The organism is Calderihabitans maritimus (assembly GCF_002207765.1).
Taxonomy (GTDB): Bacteria; Bacillota; KKC1; order Calderihabitantales; family Calderihabitantaceae; genus Calderihabitans; species Calderihabitans maritimus.
The window spans coordinates 1-17,188 of record NZ_BDGJ01000030.1; the positions used below are offsets into that span (position 1 = coordinate 1).

At 49.9% G+C, this 17,188-nt stretch carries 17 protein-coding genes; 5 read left to right on the top strand and 12 right to left on the bottom strand.

Annotated features, from left to right (window positions below; genetic code table 11):
* Nucleotides 1-519: 519 nt before the first annotated feature.
* Nucleotides 520-1,089: an NTPase gene (locus KKC1_RS03875; RefSeq protein ID WP_192868067.1), complete on the bottom strand. Its 570-nt coding sequence runs from the start codon at nucleotides 1,087-1,089 to the stop codon at nucleotides 520-522.
* 156 nt (nucleotides 1,090-1,245) lie between these two features.
* Between KKC1_RS03875 and KKC1_RS17340 the strand changes: the two genes are divergently transcribed.
* Nucleotides 1,246-1,362 (top strand): cyclophilin-like family protein, encoded by a 117-nt coding sequence (locus KKC1_RS17340; protein WP_088553197.1) that lies wholly within the window; start codon nucleotides 1,246-1,248, stop codon nucleotides 1,360-1,362.
* Nucleotides 1,363-1,595: 233 nt separating this feature from the next.
* Here KKC1_RS17340 and KKC1_RS03885 read toward each other — a convergent pair whose 3' ends face one another.
* From KKC1_RS03885 to KKC1_RS03895, 3 genes are all read right to left on the bottom strand, one after another.
* Nucleotides 1,596-2,501 (bottom strand): CPBP family intramembrane glutamic endopeptidase, encoded by a 906-nt coding sequence (locus KKC1_RS03885; protein ID WP_088553198.1) that lies wholly within the window; start codon nucleotides 2,499-2,501, stop codon nucleotides 1,596-1,598.
* A 2-nt stretch (nucleotides 2,502-2,503) separates the two neighbouring features.
* Nucleotides 2,504-2,794 carry a hypothetical protein gene (locus KKC1_RS03890; RefSeq protein WP_088553199.1) on the bottom strand — a complete coding sequence of 97 codons (291 nt, stop codon included), beginning with the start codon at nucleotides 2,792-2,794 and terminating at the stop codon, nucleotides 2,504-2,506.
* 185 nt (nucleotides 2,795-2,979) lie between these two features.
* Complete coding sequence (locus KKC1_RS03895; protein WP_088553200.1) at nucleotides 2,980-3,261, bottom strand: nitroreductase family protein; 282 nt, start codon at nucleotides 3,259-3,261, stop codon at nucleotides 2,980-2,982.
* A 425-nt stretch (nucleotides 3,262-3,686) separates the two neighbouring features.
* Between KKC1_RS03895 and KKC1_RS03900 the strand changes: the two genes are divergently transcribed.
* The 3 genes from KKC1_RS03900 (at nucleotide 3,687) to KKC1_RS17000 (ending at nucleotide 4,670) form a co-directional block, all read left to right on the top strand.
* Nucleotides 3,687-4,046, top strand: coding sequence for a cyclophilin-like fold protein (locus KKC1_RS03900; protein ID WP_272946651.1), 360 nt, complete (start codon nucleotides 3,687-3,689; stop codon nucleotides 4,044-4,046).
* Between the two features lie 175 nt (nucleotides 4,047-4,221).
* Nucleotides 4,222-4,560: a nucleotidyltransferase domain-containing protein gene (locus KKC1_RS03905; RefSeq protein WP_088553202.1), complete on the top strand. Its 339-nt coding sequence runs from the start codon at nucleotides 4,222-4,224 to the stop codon at nucleotides 4,558-4,560.
* A complete protein-coding gene (locus KKC1_RS17000; protein ID WP_272946650.1) occupies nucleotides 4,548-4,670 on the top strand; it encodes a hypothetical protein in 123 nt (40 codons plus the stop codon). The genes KKC1_RS03905 and KKC1_RS17000 overlap by 13 nt, the downstream gene beginning before the upstream one ends.
* A gap of 132 nt (nucleotides 4,671-4,802) precedes the next feature.
* On the opposite strand, the gene KKC1_RS17345 is transcribed toward KKC1_RS17000, so the two are convergent.
* The 8 genes from KKC1_RS17345 to KKC1_RS03950 all read right to left on the bottom strand — a co-directional run bounded on the left by KKC1_RS17345 (nucleotide 4,803) and on the right by KKC1_RS03950 (nucleotide 15,908).
* Nucleotides 4,803-5,180, bottom strand: coding sequence for a zinc ribbon domain-containing protein (locus KKC1_RS17345; protein ID WP_088553203.1), 378 nt, complete (start codon nucleotides 5,178-5,180; stop codon nucleotides 4,803-4,805).
* Nucleotides 5,122-5,958, bottom strand: a complete 837-nt coding sequence (locus tag KKC1_RS03915) for an SWIM zinc finger family protein (RefSeq protein WP_088553204.1) — start codon at nucleotides 5,956-5,958, stop codon at nucleotides 5,122-5,124. The genes KKC1_RS17345 and KKC1_RS03915 overlap by 59 nt, the downstream gene beginning before the upstream one ends.
* The gene (locus KKC1_RS03920; protein WP_088553205.1) at nucleotides 5,948-9,121 is read right to left on the bottom strand and encodes a DEAD/DEAH box helicase; all 3,174 of its coding nucleotides are present in this window, start codon (nucleotides 9,119-9,121) and stop codon (nucleotides 5,948-5,950) included. The genes KKC1_RS03915 and KKC1_RS03920 overlap by 11 nt, the downstream gene beginning before the upstream one ends.
* A gap of 221 nt (nucleotides 9,122-9,342) precedes the next feature.
* Nucleotides 9,343-10,107 (bottom strand): nucleotidyltransferase domain-containing protein, encoded by a 765-nt coding sequence (locus tag KKC1_RS03930; RefSeq protein WP_088553207.1) that lies wholly within the window; start codon nucleotides 10,105-10,107, stop codon nucleotides 9,343-9,345.
* A gap of 423 nt (nucleotides 10,108-10,530) precedes the next feature.
* Nucleotides 10,531-13,230 (bottom strand): FAD-binding and (Fe-S)-binding domain-containing protein, encoded by a 2,700-nt coding sequence (locus KKC1_RS03935; protein WP_428844925.1) that lies wholly within the window; start codon nucleotides 13,228-13,230, stop codon nucleotides 10,531-10,533.
* A 463-nt stretch (nucleotides 13,231-13,693) separates the two neighbouring features.
* The gene (locus KKC1_RS03940) at nucleotides 13,694-14,497 is read right to left on the bottom strand and encodes a helix-turn-helix domain-containing protein (protein WP_088553208.1); all 804 of its coding nucleotides are present in this window, start codon (nucleotides 14,495-14,497) and stop codon (nucleotides 13,694-13,696) included.
* A gap of 114 nt (nucleotides 14,498-14,611) precedes the next feature.
* Nucleotides 14,612-15,394: an AIR synthase related protein gene (locus KKC1_RS03945; RefSeq protein ID WP_202819934.1), complete on the bottom strand. Its 783-nt coding sequence runs from the start codon at nucleotides 15,392-15,394 to the stop codon at nucleotides 14,612-14,614.
* Between the two features lie 22 nt (nucleotides 15,395-15,416).
* Nucleotides 15,417-15,908 carry an ECF transporter S component gene (locus tag KKC1_RS03950; protein ID WP_088553209.1) on the bottom strand — a complete coding sequence of 164 codons (492 nt, stop codon included), beginning with the start codon at nucleotides 15,906-15,908 and terminating at the stop codon, nucleotides 15,417-15,419.
* Nucleotides 15,909-16,282: 374 nt separating this feature from the next.
* On the opposite strand from KKC1_RS03950, the gene KKC1_RS03955 reads away from it, so the two are divergent.
* Nucleotides 16,283-17,188, top strand: a 906-nt coding sequence (locus KKC1_RS03955) for an ISNCY family transposase (RefSeq protein ID WP_088553210.1), incomplete at its 3' end; no start/stop codon positions are given.

A 17,188-nucleotide genomic window follows, 5' to 3' on the forward strand; every position in this document is an offset into this window, starting at 1 on the left:
AACCCCCAGGAAGCCGAAAGGGATGCTCAGGTGCGGCAGCAAGTTCTTGAGCACCTCGAACAAAAGCTCAAGACTGGTGGCATAAAAAGTCTCGTAGGGAACTCTGCTTACCGAAAGTTCCTTTCGGTAGAAACTAATAACTGGCATTGAGGAATTAACGTCTATGGTCAGCAGGACTTCCCCGAACTTTCTGCCTTTGGTGTGGATGCAGCAAACTTTGTAGTCTTTCAGAAACGGGACGTAGCCGCTGGAGCCTACGCAGAGAAGTATGGGAAAGGTACGGTTGTCAGGGGCAAGAGTCGTAATCCTTTATCATCAGGTATAATCCTTTCAGACATTTCGTTTGAGAGTTCCAGGGCACATTCAGAGAATCCCGTCCCCTCTGGCGGACCCTGCCTCTGTCATCTTCCAGATAGGAGGGCTTCCAGCCTAGGTGCAGGTCTGCCAGGTGAAGCATCCTGACCATGACCATCTCCTCATTCCTCTCATTTACGGCTTATCTCAATTCATGACTTTATCTCATTCATGGCTTTTAAAAGAGGCTCCCAGATTGTAAAAACCTAGCTCTAACAGGAAATCTCTGATAATCTTTTCCGGAAGCTCGTCCCTATTGTCCTTCGTTACTTCGATTAGCCTAACATCGGCCCGCTTTTTTAGAGCATCACAAAAGGGGTGAGGCCTGGCCATTATTGTGGCCACTACTGGCAAAGGAGACTCAATAGCCAGCAGAACAGCTTCCCTGAACTCCGCATTATAAAGCTCCATTTTCCCTATCTCATCGATAATCAGGCATTTGAACCGGTTTTCCACGATACAGTTATTTATCTCATCGATAACTCCTGACAGGTTCTCAGGCTTAACCCCGTATTTGCCAACCCGGTACCGCCCCTGAAAATCGATATGAGCCAAAACGGATTTTTCCCCGCTCGCTAAAGAAACGATTTCAAAGCCCCGGCGGCGGTTGTTGGCGCGAATTTCCGCGGTATAAAAACCAGCCGCTTTATCTCCCAAAAGGCGGGCAAGTTTAATTACAATCGTTGTTTTCCCCACCCCCGGTGCTCCAGTCAGCAAAAAATTTTTTGCTCCCAACAGCCATCCCTTCCATCAACAGGCCTGTACGCCTTACGGCGCGGGCGGCCACAAGGTTTTTTCTTAATATTCGATTTCTTCATTCCCTTATGGTATAATTTAGTCATAATTTTAGTAAAGACTTAAGGCCGTTGGAGAAAGGAGAGCGCAGGGATAATGAAAAGGATCAAAATTATCACCGCTAAGGTCCAAATGAAAGCTCAGTTGAATGACACGGAAACGGCCAAATTCATCTGGGAAAAACTTCCGATCAAGGGAAAAGTGAACACCTGAGGAGAAGAGATTTATTTTGAAATGTTGTGTTTCTCCTAATGTTTCTACAATCCGGCTCCACAGCTTTTAGAAGAAGATGTGAATTTGATTGCGCTTCCCTGCGATATTCAAGAATTCACTTCTCCTTTATAGGCAGATGTATAGTTCTGTAGATAACTTAATTTTGGGCGAGCTTGGTGCAAGTGAAGCATATTCTAGAATTTGCAATATTATGTTCTGGTATGTTCATCATTTTAACACCCTCTATCAGTGTCACATTTCTTCTTAAAATATTCTTCAAATACTTTTAATTTCTTAGAATAGAATAAAACAGCAACCACAATTAACATTGTAATTGTTAATCCGATATTGGCAAGGAGTTGGTTTTGCACAATTGCAAAATAAGCGAAAGACCTTGCAGAATTGTTAAGCGTTATATGTGCAACAGATGTTACAAAAATATTTTCAGTTTTAATGTAAACATAAGCTAAAAAAGTAAATGTGCAAATTGAACCAATTGCTAAGGTAACAACATTGAGCATCGTCTGCCAAAGAGTATAGCCGTAGGTTTGTGGGAAGAGTAACACGAGAGGAATATGCCACGCATACCAGATCAATCCTCCAATAATAAATGCAACCCATGGCTTGATTTTGTACAATTGAGGAAACATAAATCCTCTCCAGCCGAATTCTTCTCCAAAACCTGTTATTATTCCCGGAAAAAGGTTAAAAATCGTTAATCCACCAATAAAGAATAACCACAACATCATTTGGGGAGTAAAACCGGGTGGTAGATTCTTATTTATATCCTGCCCTGTTGATGCGAGTTGTTTCGCTAAATTATCTAAGAAAGATTGCCCGGTAAAATCCCAACTTATTGCTCCAAGCAATGTAAAGATAACATAAGATAGTACTGTTATGCCTGAAGCAATGGCCCAGAATTGGAGATAATATTTAGGTTTCCCAATTTTTAAGTTTGCATCTTTGAACTTATTTTCGTAAAAGAAGGCTCTTGTGATAATAGCAGCTATTGCTGGTCCTAACATATAAAATTGGGCAAGAAAGAATCCCTTTTGCCCAACAAATTTCATCAATACAATGAATCCTGCACTTAGGACAGTTGTGATTACTAAATAAATAATAAGAGATTTATGCTTCATAATTACCCCTCCAAGATTTTAGAATTTATAAATTTTTTTGAAGTAGGGGGTTTTCCATACTCGGTACCAATAATCCAGGCCGGGCCTTCCTGGTGTGTAATGGCCCCATAAACAGCAGGACTGCCAGTAGAAGCACCGACTGGTACAGCTGACGAAAAGCTAACAAATTGGGCCGGAATCCCATTCATAATGTAGACTAGAAGGTGAGCTAACTCATGTAGCACTACAGCTATTGGTGCTGCTAAAAATGTCATTGCTGCATAAGGAAAAATTTTTCGGTCGTATTCCATCATAGGTGTAAATTCCCTTCCTAATTACTGTGTACAGTGCCGCTGTAAGCCTTCAGATCAAGAAGTTCCATAGTTTCATCCACAAAGGCAACTTTTTCCCTCTTTAATCACTTAGTAAAGAAAAACCCCATTGTGCTGAATTCATCTGAGGGAAGGTCGTATTATCTGAAGACCCAAACGAGCCCTTATCACCAACTTGTCTCAACTGCCTTCTCTTTCCCAAAAGCGGTCAGCAGGTCCACATAAAAGAGGGTTTTTATAGGAAAATCATCATTAAATTTTGACAAATTTGGCAACTTGAGGTGCACTAAGTCTTTAAACACAATACAAGCACGTACTTCTGAAAAAGGGTTAAACTCTTTGCAAAACTTTTTTAGTTTTGTTTTGACCTTTTCCCCTAGCGGTTTACCGTTAAATTTTCTCCTCGATTTTCGTATTTTGATAGCAGAATACCATTTTTTCTGTAACATACAAAAAATCTCTCCTTCGATTTTTTTAAAATAACCCGCATTGTTTTGATGGTTCGTGTTTTAGCATTTTTGCAATCAATCAGATTTCATTTCTCAACCCGTCTCCATCTACCAATCTCCTACCCTGCTCACCCGTCATTCACTGATAGAATCGGGTATAGGACTCTTTTTCTAGCCTATACTGTTTACCTAAAACAAACTTTTCTGTAATTTTCTGATTATAATTTTTTTATTTACTTATATGATACCATATTTTTCTATTATTGTATTTTCTAATGCTTTAAAGCAGTATAATAAAACACATTAAAAAATACCTGCTGTTAAAACAGCAGTGTTTAGCTAATTAATTAGTTCCCCCCTGAAAATTTTAAAAAATTAAAAGCCGTTGGAGAAAGGAGAGCGCAGGGATAATAAAAAGGATCAAAATTATCACCGCTAAGGTCCAAATGGAAGCTCAGCTAAATGACACGGAAACGGCCAAATCCATCTGGGAAAAGCTGCCGATCAAGGGAAAAGTAAACACCTGGGGAGAAGAGATTTATTTTGAAATTCCCGTCTACAAAGGGCCTGAAAACCCTGTCGAAACCGTCGAGGAAGGCGACCTGGCCTACTGGCCGAGCGGCCGTTGCTTTTGTATCTTTTTTGGGAAAACCCCCGTCTCTACAGAAACAGAAATAAAGCCGGCCAGCCCCGTTACCCTTATCGGCAGGCTTTCCGGTAACCCCAAAGAGTGGGCAAAAGTCTCAGAGGGCGAAACCATAACGCTGGAAAAAATACCCGAGTGAATATATTTTCCATTACACCGGAACTTGAACCAGCTGCGCCACCCCGTTGACACTTCATTATCAGGCACAGGGTCGTTTCTTCCGTAGAAACCGTGGACAGGCTTTCGAGGTAGTGGTTTTCTGTGATATAATGATACCAAAAATTGGATGGTAATGCCCAAAAGAAATGGTGTCCATGAAGCAAGGTTCGTTAGAGAAAAGAATTCTCCAGGGACTGGTCGATTATTTGAATGACTTGTACCCGGGCGAAATACGGTTGGTCCAGCTGTTTGGTCCCCAGGCGAGGAGCGATGCCCGGCAAGATTCAGATTATGATGTGTTGATTGTAGTTAAAGACAGATCAACAATTAACAGGTCAAGGATTTACGATTATGTTCTTGACGTTAACTTGAAGTACGGTATTGACCTATCGCTGAAGATATACGGTGAGGACGAATTTGAATTATTCAAGAAAAAGGGAGTTCCTTTTGTAAGGGAAGTATTGTCCGAGGGGTACGCACTATGGAGTCAATAAGCCGTCTGGAGTTAGCACATTACAGGCTGGAGTTGGCGAAAAAGAAACTGCAAAGCGCAGAATTGCTGCTGGAAAAATTACATTACGCCGATGCCGCTTCCCGGACCTAGAGGAGAGCGATTATAACGAGTTTTATGTAGTCAGCAAGCAGGATACGGTTGATCTGGTATAACGCATTCCGGAGGTTGACCACCATTATTACCTTGGCCTTAAGGGGTGTCACACTCCCCTTTCTCCCAGGGCTATGCCCCGAGAGCATCGAGCGCTTTGGCAGCGACGTTCAGAGCTCCAACCCTTTCCGCATCGGACTGGTAGCCGCATTTGGTGTATCTGAACCATCCCTGAACCTTGCGGTTGTGGCTGGAAATGTTCCCGCACTTCGGACAGGTCTTGGAAGTTTCCTTGGGGTCAACATAGATAAGGGACACACCAGCAAGAGCGGCTTTGTATCCGATGAAAGATGCCAGCCCCCGGAAGTTCCAGCCGGACATCATCCGGTTGAATTTCTTGGAATCCTTGGTTCTCTCACGAATACCGAGAAGGTCTTCGAGTGCGATGGCTTTACCTTCGCTCTTCCGGCCACTCTTCCCTCGCCCGCCGGCTGATGGTACGATAGCAATCGGCCAACCACAAGTCTAGATCCTCCCGGCCCCTCCAGAAGGGGGGCGGCCCCAGAGTTTTCAACAAACCAGCATCCACCTCCGGCGAAACAGGGTGAAAAAGTAAACCGCATGCATCCTCCCCCTCGTCCCAGAACCGGTCCAGCTGCTTTTCCAGTACCGACCCCGTGGGTTCGCCGCAGGGCGACAAATCCTCCTCTCGTTCCTCCTGTTCCGCCCGGGTCGATCTTCTCTCCCGCAGGGCGGAGACTAATTGCTCCTTGCTGCGCCCCCGCAGCAGGAACAGGAGGAAGGGATCCTCATCGAACTTCCGACCCAATAAGTAATAAACGGCCGCGATGTGTTTGCAGGGGTTAGCCCAGTCGGGGCAAGAACAGTCGGTTTTGATATCTCTCACCGCACCGGGAAACAGGGACAGGCGTACCTGGCGAAAGGCTTCCTCAATATCTCGGGGCATTTCTCCTGCCAGCAAAAGGGCGGCAAACACCGCCCGACCGGCCAAGGCCTCGATCACCTTTTCCCAGTCCCGGTCCGAAATGGTCTTCATTTCTATGGTCACCCTATAAGGACGTGAACGCCTACCCTGCACCAGCGCGGTTACCTGCCCCGGTTTAATGTTTATTTCCAGCACATGGCCTGCCCGGGCGTAAGTTCGCCCGCGCTGGAGGCGGCTTCTCCAGCCGAAGGATTCCAGCACCTTTATCCAGCGTTGTCCCCACCAGGTAGAGCCGAATTCTTTTTTGGAAGCCAGGGTGAACACCTCCCCGCTAATCTTCATCGACGGCCTGCCTGCTCAAGGTGAAGAGTTCCCGCAGTTCATCGGTACTCATTTCCGTCAGCCACTCTTCGGCCGTGGTGATGATACTTCCGGCCAGATTCTTTTTTTCGGTAATCAGCCGGTCAATCTTTTCTTCCAGGGTGCCGCTACAGATAAACTTATAAACGAAAACGTTTTTCTTCTGGCCGATGCGAAAGGCCCGGTCGGTGGCCTGGTCCTCCACGGCCGGGTTCCACCAGCGGTCAAAGTGAAATACATGGTTGGCACGGGTCAAGTTCAGGCCCACGCCTCCCGCTTTAAGGGAAATGACAAAAAGGGCCGGGCCGGACCGCTGCTGGAAGCGTTCCACCATACGGTCCCGCTGGCGTTGGCCCACGCCTCCGTACAGGAAAAGCACCTCCCGACCGAAGCGGACCTGTAGCTGGTTCTTCAATATTTCCCCCATGCGGGCAAACTGGGTGAAAATCAACGCTTTTTCCCCACCATCCAGAATTTCCTCCAGCAGTTCCAAAAGGCGCATCATCTTGCCCGAACGTTTAGGTTCCAGAATGCCGTCCGCCAGGAATTGAGCCGGATGGTTGCAGATCTGTTTCAACCTGGTGGTGGCAGCCAGCACCAGGCCCCGGCGTTCCATGCCTTCCGCCCCTTCAATGCGCTCCAGCATTTCCCGCACTACCGCCTCGTAAAGGGTGGCCTGTTCCCTGGTCAGATTGCAGTAAACATTGCTTTCCTGTTTTTCCGGCAGGTCCTGAATGATTCGGGGATCGGTCTTCACCCGCCGAAGGATGAAGGGCCTCACCAGTTGTTGGAGACGTCGGGTCTTTTCCCGGTGGCCGTAACGCTCAATGGGCACGGCAAAACGGCGGTTGAAATCGGCAGCCGGTCCGAGAAAACCGGGGTTTAAGAAATCCATGATGGACCACAGTTCCGACAAGCGGTTTTCCACTGGTGTGCCCGTAAGGGCAAAACGGTAGCCGCACTTTAATCTCTTCACACTGCGGGTCTGCTTGGCTCCCGGGTTCTTTATATTTTGCGCTTCATCCAGCACCACCCCGTCCCATTCCACGCTGGCCAGCAATCGCCCGTCCCGCTGGGCCAGAGCATAAGTAGTCAACACCAGGTGACTGGCCTTTGCCTCCCGGATAAAATCCTTCCCCTGCAGGCGGTTTGGACCGTGATGGACCAGCACCCGCAACCTCGGCGCAAAACGGGCTGCCTCCCGCTGCCAGTTGCCCACCACTGACGTGGGACAGACCAACAGCGCCGGCCCCTGGGATAATCCCTGCTCCACCCGGTGCAGCAGAAAGGCCAGAAACTGGATAGTCTTGCCCAGCCCCATGTCGTCGGCCAGGCAGCCCCCCATGCCCATGCGCGACAGAAAGACCATCCAGGAAAAACCCCGCACCTGGTAGGGGCGCAGCTGTCCCCGGAAACTTTCCGGCGTCGGCAGCAGGGTCAGCTTGCTCTCCTCCTGCAATTCTTCCAGCACCCGGGCAAGCTCTCCTTCGGCGTCTATGCCCGTAACGGGAAGGTCGCCGGGATCCGGTGCGCTTCCGGACGGTATTCCTGCAGCCAGACGCATGGCCTCCCCCAACGTCAGGCTAAATTTCTTTCCCTTCCCGGCCACCAGATTGAGGGCCTTTTCCATCTGTGCGGGGTCAATTTCCACCCACCGGCCCTTCACACGCATCAACGGAACCTTCATGGCCGCCAGTTTTTGAAATTCCGCCGCGCTTATGGTTTCTTCACCCAGGGCCAGTTCCCAGTTGAACTCCACCAGGGTGTGCAGGCTGATAATTCCCCGGCCCACCCCTTTGCTCAGCCCCTTTGAGGACTGCCTCAATTTCAGGCGCAGGCCCAACCCGGCGGAGGTTCCTTCTCCGCTCCACCAGGCGGGCACCTGTACGCCCAGGCCGCTTTCTTTCAATAACGGGACGGCCTGTTTCAAAAAGGTGTAAGCTTGGGCGGTAGAAAGGAGACAGTGGGTGGGACACGGGGTGTCCAGGGCCTTGATTAGAGGCGGGAACAACCGGCAGGCCTGCCCCAAGTCCGCCAGCAAGCGTTCCTGCGGATTTTCAAACCGACGCCGCAAAAAGTGCAGGGTGGAGCTTCTTTCCTTCCAGACCGCCTCTGCCGGCACCAGCAGGCTGGGATCGTCGACAGCCTGCAAAAAGAAACGCAACGTCCAGGTTTCATCCTCCCCGGCATCGGGATCCCGAACGTCTTTTTCCTCCGGTTCCGGGGGCGGCTCCAGACGGAAACAGGTGCGAAAGGACGCCTGCCGACGGGAAACGGGGGAGCGCCAGGCAATTAATTCACCCGCCATGGTTTTAAGCACTTCTTCAGGCAGATCTACCGGCCCGCCACCACGCCTCAAGGCCTCCACCCAGCGCGCACCCGCCTGGCTGCGAATACCCTCAAACCGGGCGGCAGGCATGGAGGCCAGCCAGCCAGAAATTTTCTCCTGAACCATACATCGGACAAAATCCATAAGCATAGCCCCAGGTGCCGGCAGTATGCTGCTGTCTTCCTTCCCAGGGCTGGCGCCGTTTTTCAAACCAGCCACGGCCAGGCATGCCGGGGGCATGGAACGTGCCAACAATTCCAGCCTGTGCATATCTTCGGCGGCATTGAACACCGGCCGCCACACAGCCTGGTAGGTTTTTTCGTCCAACATAGGGATGAAGCGCTGCCGGGCGAGCAGTTCCATAGCCCAGAGGGCCACCCGCCGCCAAAAGTGCCATTCGGCAGCGGGCAAAACGGCTTCAAAGGAAAATCGCTTATATAAAAGCAACTCTACAGCCTGCCCGACGGACAGCAAAAAACCTTCCACCAACCACGGCGCAAGGGTAACCTCCCCGTTGGCATCATCGGGCGTACCGGTCACCGGCACCAAGGGCGAGAATTGGGGCCGACCGCCGGAGGTGGGTAGCAACAGCCAAAGCCGAATGGTTTCCGGCACCTGTTTTAAAGCCAGCCCGTGGTGTAAATCCGCCATCTCGGCCTGCCCAGGGTGCCATCCCCGGGGCCGCCGTCCCCTGCGCCGGGGCAGGACGGCATCGGGAAACTCTGTCCCGGGAACCATTTCCCCCCAAACAAAAAAATAACCTCTGTCTTTCACCGCTGTGCCAGCGGGAAGCCAGGTTCCGTGCAAAACGAGCATAAAATTTCACCCAAGGTATTATTCGACATTTCCGGTCCTTTTCCTTTTTAGCCAAGATCGTTCAAGCTGACCACAAAGCCACACCGAAGGCCCAGGCCCTGTTCCTCCAGCCAGGACATTGCCGTCGGCCAAAAGGCTCCAGGGATGCAATCCAATGGCGCATGTGCCCGGCCCGGTGAACGCCAAAAAGACCCGAGGAGGTTTTTCTGAACCGATCCAATTCAACAGTTCCTTTCCAGCGCATCTTCCACCTGAAAGGCGTAGTCCGCCAGCAGGCGCATACCGCTGTGCAGGTTTTTCCACTTCTTCATATCCATGTCCCTGTGGCTTAAAATTTCTATGGCCTCGATCAAAAAAGAAACCGCCCGCCAGGAAACCACCCCGGCTTCGGCCAGGACCAGGGGTAGCTGACGCCGTTCTGGAGGAACCGGTAACCCCAGCCTGACCACCGCCCGGTGGGCGAGATTCAAGCAGGTGCGCAGCAACCTTTCGTAGGGAGCATACACCTGGCCTCGGGCTGCCCGAACAATCCATGCCGCCTTGAGCCGCCAGGCGGCGATCCTGGCTTCTTCCGGTGTAGGACGGCCCTTGCGAAAGGCCAGCTCTTCCAGTTCGGCCCGGAAGGAGGCATCCGGAGTATAAACCGGCAGGGCAGCGGCCAGCATCCAGGGCAAAGACGGCCGGGTGTGGGAAGCATTGAGTACCACTACTTCCACCGGGTAAAAAAGCCACTCCGTCCAGGGATCGGGATCATAAGCGGGAAACAAGGCCTGGATCAGACGGTATTCCAGACCTTCCGCCAGTTCCATGGCCGTATCGGTATCCGGACACAGGGAAGGGTAAACGCCGATACCTACGTCCACATCGCTTAAATGGGTGGCTGTGCCGTCGGCGTAAGATCCCATCAGATAGGCCACCGCCACCGCCGGCTTGCTGTTGACCTGGTTCTGAATCTCATGAATGATTTGTTCTTGCTCCAATAACATCTTTTATCTCCTTGTCCCTTCACACACGACTTCCGGGGTTCGGTACCTTACGGAAGCTGGCCATGTACACCCTCATAAACCTGACCGCCCCACGCCACGACAGCCGGGGCCTTTCAAAAGTCTCCACGAACTCAAATCCATGGTTCTCAACCAGCGCCCGCAAATCGGAATGAGGGGGCCATATTTTGCTAATACGATTCGCCATTGCCACCCTAATTCCTGCACTAAGCTGTTGTGTCAACCCCTTTGAGGATTATACCAGACTGCCGGGCCCGTCAAGGGCAAGGGCTCACGCCTCCGGCCTCCGTTAGAGGGACTATTGCGGTTGTAGAAGTTTCTTTTGTAAGGGCAGACAGCGTGTAAGCCATGAGGGCTGCCCCGCTCAGGGCAGCCCTTTCGACTTACCCCAGCACTATGCTAGATTTACTTTTTCCCTTTTCTCCGGACAGAACTGGCGCTCAGCAATTCTACCGCCGCCTGCATGTAACGGCCTACGCTTTCCGTGGGATCCAGTACGGGTTCGATCCCCATGGCTTCAGCCACCAGGTCGGTAATATCCTTCTGCTTTATGGGAGCATTGGCTGCCGTAGAGGTAGCGTTTAACTGAGACCCGCACCCCGCACAGTTGGTTACCACGTACTGAGCACCGGTGGCCACAGCCTCCTGAATACGTCTAGTACCGGCGTGGGCCACCGACGGCATAGAGTTGAAGGCAGCCACCAGACCGCAACAAAGGGCGTTCTCCCGGTTATGCTCCATCTCTATCAGTTCAATACCCGGGATGGCCTTCAACACCCGTCTCGGCTCCTCATATATACCAAACCACCGGCCAACATGGCAGGAATCGTGGTAAGTTACTTTAGCCTCAATCGGCTTGGTGAACTGGATTTTCCCTGCCGTCACCAGTTCATCCAGGAAAACCAGAATATGCTTGGTTTCAATATCCCACTCCAGCCCCAGTGCCCGGGCCGTCGCCGGATAGTTTTCCATGAAGGTGGCAAAACAGCCGGGACAAGACAGGAGCAGGGTTTTGACTCCGCGTTCTTTAAGCCGCCGGTAGTTGGTCTTTACCAGCTCCGCAAAATCCTTTTCGTAACCCCCTAAAGCATGATAAAGGCCGCAACATCCGTCGTCTTTGTTAAGATATACGAACTCTACACCGGCTTTGTTGAGAATCCGGGTAATATTTTGCGCCATATTAGGCATGACTATAGATGCCCAGCAGCCGGGCCAGTAAGCAATTGGACCGTGGTCTTTAAATACAATATCCTCTCTAAGCCAGATTTCCGCCTTGTCGGGCACACCCCAGAAGTTGCCGCTTTTGATAACATTTTCTCGTACTGCAGCGAGGCCCGTAACTTCATAGCCCATCTTGTTCAGCAGGAAGCGCATGTGAAGCCAGTGTTCGGCTATAGGCAGGTCCGTCTGGCAGATAACGTCACACTTTTTACAGGTAGTGCAGAACAGGAGAGAAGAAGCTACTTCTTCATCTATGCTTAAGTTGCCTTTCAAATATTCGGTTAAAATATACCATTTGCCCCGCGGCGAGTTGCTCTCCCAAGGTTGAGCGTCGAATACGGTACATGTACTGCGGCAGTACCCGCACTGGGCACAGATGAAGGCGTGCTCGGCCATTTCTTCCGGCAGTTCACCCGCCAGGCGGCCTCCCCCCATGCCACCCAGAAGTTTGGAGGCAGCACCCAGCAGCGATTGCCCTTTGCGGGCCATATTTATAGCCGTGTTGAGGGCCTTAACCGGTGATTTGGCATCAACCGAAGGCGGGAAAACCTTGCCGGGGTTAAGAATGCCCTGAGGATCCAGTTCCTGTTTTTTCTCCCACAGCTCCTTCAGCCCGTCCCCACCGAAGTGTTGCACAGCGGCATCAGTGAAGTACATGCCCAGCGAATATACCCTGCCGCCGTATTTCGGCGCCAGATCCGCTACCGCTAAAGAAGCCGAATAGGCAAGAGGGAAATTCTTTTTCCTCTCGTCCGCCAGCATAAATCCCAGCAAAGTTGCCTCTTCCGGGCCGTTTAACGTTCCCTCAAAGGCAAATTCCCCGTTTTTCTTTTTAGCTACCGCTTCGAGAAAATCCGGAACCCTTTCAATCGGTACAATTACTTCCGCCGCAATCAACGAAGGTCCTTTCTTCTTGATGCGCATCGGGTAATAACGATTTTCCCATTCGTGACGGGCTGCGTCCTCACTTAAAATTCGCCCTCCATGGCGCATAATAATTTCCTTCAAGGGTTCCAAAACGGCTTCCGTTTTATCTGCCGTATACACGAACAGAGCAAGATTCTTACCGGAAGGCACAATCTTTTCTCCGGTAGCTTCAGCCATTAAAGCAACATAGTTAGCGGTTTGAAAGCTTACTGACCAAAGCGGCAACTTTTCTTGACGAACTTCCAACATCACATCTCTAAACTGCTGTATACTATCAAAAGCTACGGCTACCGGAACGACCGCCTGCAGGGAACGTATGCGCAGTGTAACCTCAACAATAAGTCCGGTAGTTCCTTCCATGTAATTTACATACTGGAGGTCTTCCCCAGAAAAAGAACGGATTTCACCGCGACCATCCACCAATTTGACCTCTACTACATTATCAGCTATAGTTCCGTATGCAAAACTGCCTACACCAGCACCGCCCTGGGCTACCCAACCGGCTACGGTAGAACCCGGAGCACTGGTCGGATATAACCGCAGCATAAGCCCTTGTTTATGAAGCTCCTCTTCCAGATGGGCCCAGACCACGCCCGGCTCCACAGTAACTGTCTGCTGCACCGGATCAACTTTCAAAACCCTGTTCATGCGAGTAAAATCAACCACGATGCCTCCAGCTGCCGGCACGGCGCCGCCGTATCCCGCGGAAGCGCTGCCTCTGGGCACCAGAGGAACCTTTTCCGCGGCCGCCAGTTTTACCAATTCTTTCACTTCATCAGCCGAAACCGGCTGCACGACTGCGTCAGGAGAAGAATTGATAGTTCTCTTAACCGGCCCGGGTATAACCCCCAGGTCATGAGAATACAACAATCTTTCCACTTTGTCCCAGCGTACTCTTTCTCCGAAAAGAGAAGACAATTTTTCCAACAAGACTCGATTAACAGCCAATGTACCCACCCCCAGCAACTTTGTTTGTTGGTTTCTCTTTCTACTCATGACTTTTTTAAACTTTGCTGGTATAATGGGTACAAGGAAAACAGGGCCCGTGAGAGCCAATTCTTTTCCCCCGTTAGCCATACAGAATTGGCTCTTACCCCTGTTTTTCTTGTACCCAGTTTTCCATAGGCATCACCTCCTACATCTTGTACTATTGGGCACAAAAGCGGTCAAAAATAAAAATTTCTCGTAAATATTTTTCCAAAGCTAAAAAGATGAAAAGTTTCAGTCTAAAATAAGCATCCCTTTATTTTCTTTCACTAAATACAATTGGGTTTTTGATTTTGTTCACCCCTATTAAAAACTCTCGCCCTCCTACTCTTATACTACTTAGAATATTCGACAAAGAAACTTTGTCTCCTGCTCAAAAATTGTAATTTTTCTTCTCAAACTAAAAAAGGGTAGATTTTAATCTACCCTTTGGCTAAACACAGAATAAATCTTTAGGTGAACCTGCCGTAAGCAGTTTCCGCTGCTTCTTAAAAAAGTGGATAAGGTTAAGAATAAATTTCAGTTCTCCTTCAGTTAAGTCTTTAACCGCTCTTAGAACACCCTGAACACGAGGGTCTCCTAACATTTGCAGCACATCCGGACCCAGGGAAGCCAAAAGATCTTCCACATCCTGTTGTTCCAGGAGGAAGTAACATACCGGCATGTCCAGAGCGTCAGCAATTTTCTCCAACGTATCAAAAGACGGCAGTGTCTGATCCTTTTCAATCTGGGTGATAAGTCCCGGGGAAACTCCGATTTCTTCCGCGAGCCCCGCTACCGTCTTTCCCCTTTCCTCGCGAATGCTTTTTATTCTGGCCCCGATACTTTTGGACGTGGCGGGACGGTCCAGGAAATAACGCACGGTAACCGTTAAAGCATCGGCCAGTCGTTCCAAATCCTCTAGTTCTGCTTCCTTTTCGCCTGCCTCGATAGCCCTGATCGTCTCCTGACCGACACCACTCATTTTTGCCAGTTCTTCTAAACTGAGGCCTCTACCTTCCCGTACAAAACGCAATTTCTCCCCTACGTCTTGGAGCGAGTTCTCACTCAGCAGGTAGTAGGCAGAAACTTTCAACCCTTCGCTTATCTTTTTTACCATGGGAATAGAAGGCTTTTTCTGCCCCCGTTCTACGGCACTGAGAAAAGATGGGGAAATGCCTATGCGCGCGGCCAGTTCGTTGAGGGTAAGCCCCTGCTCCTTTCTCAGTTCTCTTATTTTTGCTCCCAAGCTGCTCAATTTTAAATCCCCTCGCTACCCAGTTATTTCTAAACAATAATTATATAGCATGGGAACAACCCGGAGCAAGTTTGTTTTAGTTTCGGAGTAAAAATCAAAGTGCATTTTGAGCTTTTATTTTGCTACCAGCCTTCCAACCTCGAAACAAGGACGCCCCGTTGGAGCAAGATGCTCGCAAAAGTCCGCCCATTTCCCTGAAGGTAAGGATACCAGGAGACAAGTCGAAGGGCCGGCAGATTTTTCCAAGTCTATCTCGGATCCTGGATTCGGGACAAACAGCAGACCGCTGCGGCGGGCCATCTTTCGGGCTTCACTCAAAATCCCGCTTGACCCTACAGGAAGAATATCACCTGCCGAAGGGTAATCTGCTACCCGGAGCAGAGTGGGAATATCGGCAATTTCGTTATCACCCAAACGCACCTCACTCCCCACTTTCGGCATACCTACGACCACAACCGTGTCCCCTGGAGCCCCGAGACCCCATCTCAAACCTTCGCCCTTGCCGGAAGCATCGCCATTTGCCAGACCGATGACCGTAACTCCCAGTCCCGTTTGTGATACAGGTACGTTCTTCTCCATACTTCCCGTTATACTAATTCTGGGATCAAGCCCTGCCGCTTCTATTTCATCCCTTATGCCGGACAGTATCTCTTCCCCCGTAGGCGTCGGCTCCACGCACAGGGTATTAACCACCAGAAGCGGCCTTGCACCGACGGCTATCACTTCCATTAAAGGTACCCGGCAGGCAAAACGTCCGACCGTATACCCTGAAACCTTTACCTGGTCCAATTCTTTGGGCCCGATAGCCCCAAGGGAATCACAGGCAATCACCAGTTTCCTGCCGGGCAAAAGGGTTATAACCGAAACATCATCAAATTTGGAAATCTGGACAGCCACACCCATCACCTTTTCAAAGTTACTAAACAGAAAACTTAAACTTTCTCATTGCTTCGTAAATAATTACGGCAAGACCAATATTGAGAGCGCTGGCAATCACCAGCGGTATAACCATAGCCATAAAGAAGGCCTTGCCAAAACCCGGTAACGGTATGAACAGGGCGGGTAAAAAGATGCCGTTAAGTACAACGCCCCCAACAGCTGCAACCCATTTATTGAACGCCCGCATAAGTAAAGCAACCGATGCAGCGCATCCTGCCATCCCGGCGGCAATCAGTAAATGAATCGGAACAGTCAAGGGAAATCCCGCGGTCAAGGCCGTCAACAGGTGTCCCAGGCTGATAACAACAGCGCCTTCAGGGACACCAAAAGCCATAGCAGCAAAGTAACCGGGTGCCGAATCCAAAGCAGGAGTCCCGGTAATGCTTGGGACCTTGATATAAGACCCGACGGTGCTCAGAGCAATCAACAGACCGGTGTACGCCAGACGAGTAACATTGCCTCCTCTCTTCATACACTACCCCCCATGCATCATTTTCCTCAGAGCTAATCGTAATTTCCCGCTCTGCCCTTCTAAACCAAAAAGGCAAAGCAAACAACCAATTTTTAAACAACATTCATCCGAACGTGCCGCCATAACAGAAAATCCCCGGCCTGTGGCCGCGGACTTTGCCATCATCCTCGTGCTTCGCCCCCTTTTCTGTCTCCCTATTCTCCCCCTCATGGGGGCACCCGGCTGCCATATTATTCAATTCTTGGGTTCATTATACTACAGCCACCATTCCCAGACAAGCCCCTCAGTCCCATTTGTGTGTTTATCTTGTGATAATGTCACCATGTAAACTATCGTGATAAAATGTCACTATGAAGGACGAGGTGCGTTATCTAATGACCCAAGAACAACTTAATAGGTTTAGTGTTATTTCATCCCTCATTGATGGCCACATCACGGTCAGGGAAGCAGCTCTAAGTTTAGACCTGAGTGAACGCCAGGTTAAACGTCTAAAAAAAGGAGTGATGGAAGAAGGCCCGGAGTTTCTGATCCATAAAAATACTGGCCGTTCACCCAAGCATGCAATCCCTAAGGAAACCAAAGAGAAGATTATCGCTTTAAAACTTTCTGAACCCTACAAAGACGCCAATTTTAAACATTTTCAAGAGCTTCTAGCAGAACATGAAGGTATCATTCTAAGCTATTCCTGCCTGTATTCAATTTTGACTGAGGCTGGTATTGAAAGCCCCAAAAAACGCAGGAGATTTAAACCCCACCGTCGCAGAAAGAGAAAACCGCAGGAAGGCCTCCTCATCCAGATGGATGCCTCTCCTTTTGAGTGGTTCGGTACTAAAGAACAGTTTGCCCTCCACGGTGCTATTGACGATGCTACCGGCAAAATTGTCGGCCTTTACCTCACTAAAAATGAGTGCCTTCACGGGTACTTTGAGATCACCTGGCAAATCCTCAAAAAACACGGTATTCCTGCTAGCATTTATGCCGATAGACATTCCATATTTCAGTCCCCAAATGCTTCCAAGCTTACGGTTGAAGAACAGCTTGCAGGTAAGGTGGTCAAAGATACCCAGTTTGGAAGAGCTATGAATGAACTGGGAATTACTCTTATCCCTGCACGCTCTCCTCAGGCTAAGGGCCGGGTGGAACGCCTCTGGGAAACTCTCCAAAGCAGGCTCCCGGTTGAGTTTAAAATTGCCGGTATCACCTCTATAGAGCAAGCTAATGAGTTCTTGACTCAATACATAGATAAATTTAACGCGCTGTTCGCTGTTGAAGCTAAGGAA

What these genes read in the sequence shown, in the direction of transcription:
- KKC1_RS03890 (WP_088553199.1), bottom strand. Translation starts at nt 2,794, where the DNA reads ATGATGGAATACGACCGAAAAATTTTTCCTTATGCAGCAATGACATTT.
- KKC1_RS03930 (WP_088553207.1), bottom strand. Translation starts at nt 10,107, where the DNA reads ATGTTATTGGAGCAAGAACAAATCATTCATGAGATTCAGAACCAGGTC.
- KKC1_RS03950 (WP_088553209.1), bottom strand. Translation starts at nt 15,908, where the DNA reads ATGAAGAGAGGAGGCAATGTTACTCGTCTGGCGTACACCGGTCTGTTG.
- KKC1_RS03915 (WP_088553204.1), bottom strand. Translation starts at nt 5,958, where the DNA reads ATGAAGATTAGCGGGGAGGTGTTCACCCTGGCTTCCAAAAAAGAATTC.
- KKC1_RS03905 (WP_088553202.1), top strand. Translation starts at nt 4,222, where the DNA reads ATGAAGCAAGGTTCGTTAGAGAAAAGAATTCTCCAGGGACTGGTCGAT.
- KKC1_RS03885 (WP_088553198.1), bottom strand. Translation starts at nt 2,501, where the DNA reads ATGAAGCATAAATCTCTTATTATTTATTTAGTAATCACAACTGTCCTA.
- KKC1_RS03895 (WP_088553200.1), bottom strand. Translation starts at nt 3,261, where the DNA reads ATGTTACAGAAAAAATGGTATTCTGCTATCAAAATACGAAAATCGAGG.
- KKC1_RS17000 (WP_272946650.1), top strand. Translation starts at nt 4,548, where the DNA reads ATGGAGTCAATAAGCCGTCTGGAGTTAGCACATTACAGGCTGGAGTTG.
- KKC1_RS17340 (WP_088553197.1), top strand. Translation starts at nt 1,246, where the DNA reads ATGAAAAGGATCAAAATTATCACCGCTAAGGTCCAAATGAAAGCTCAG.
- KKC1_RS03920 (WP_088553205.1), bottom strand. Translation starts at nt 9,121, where the DNA reads ATGCTCGTTTTGCACGGAACCTGGCTTCCCGCTGGCACAGCGGTGAAA.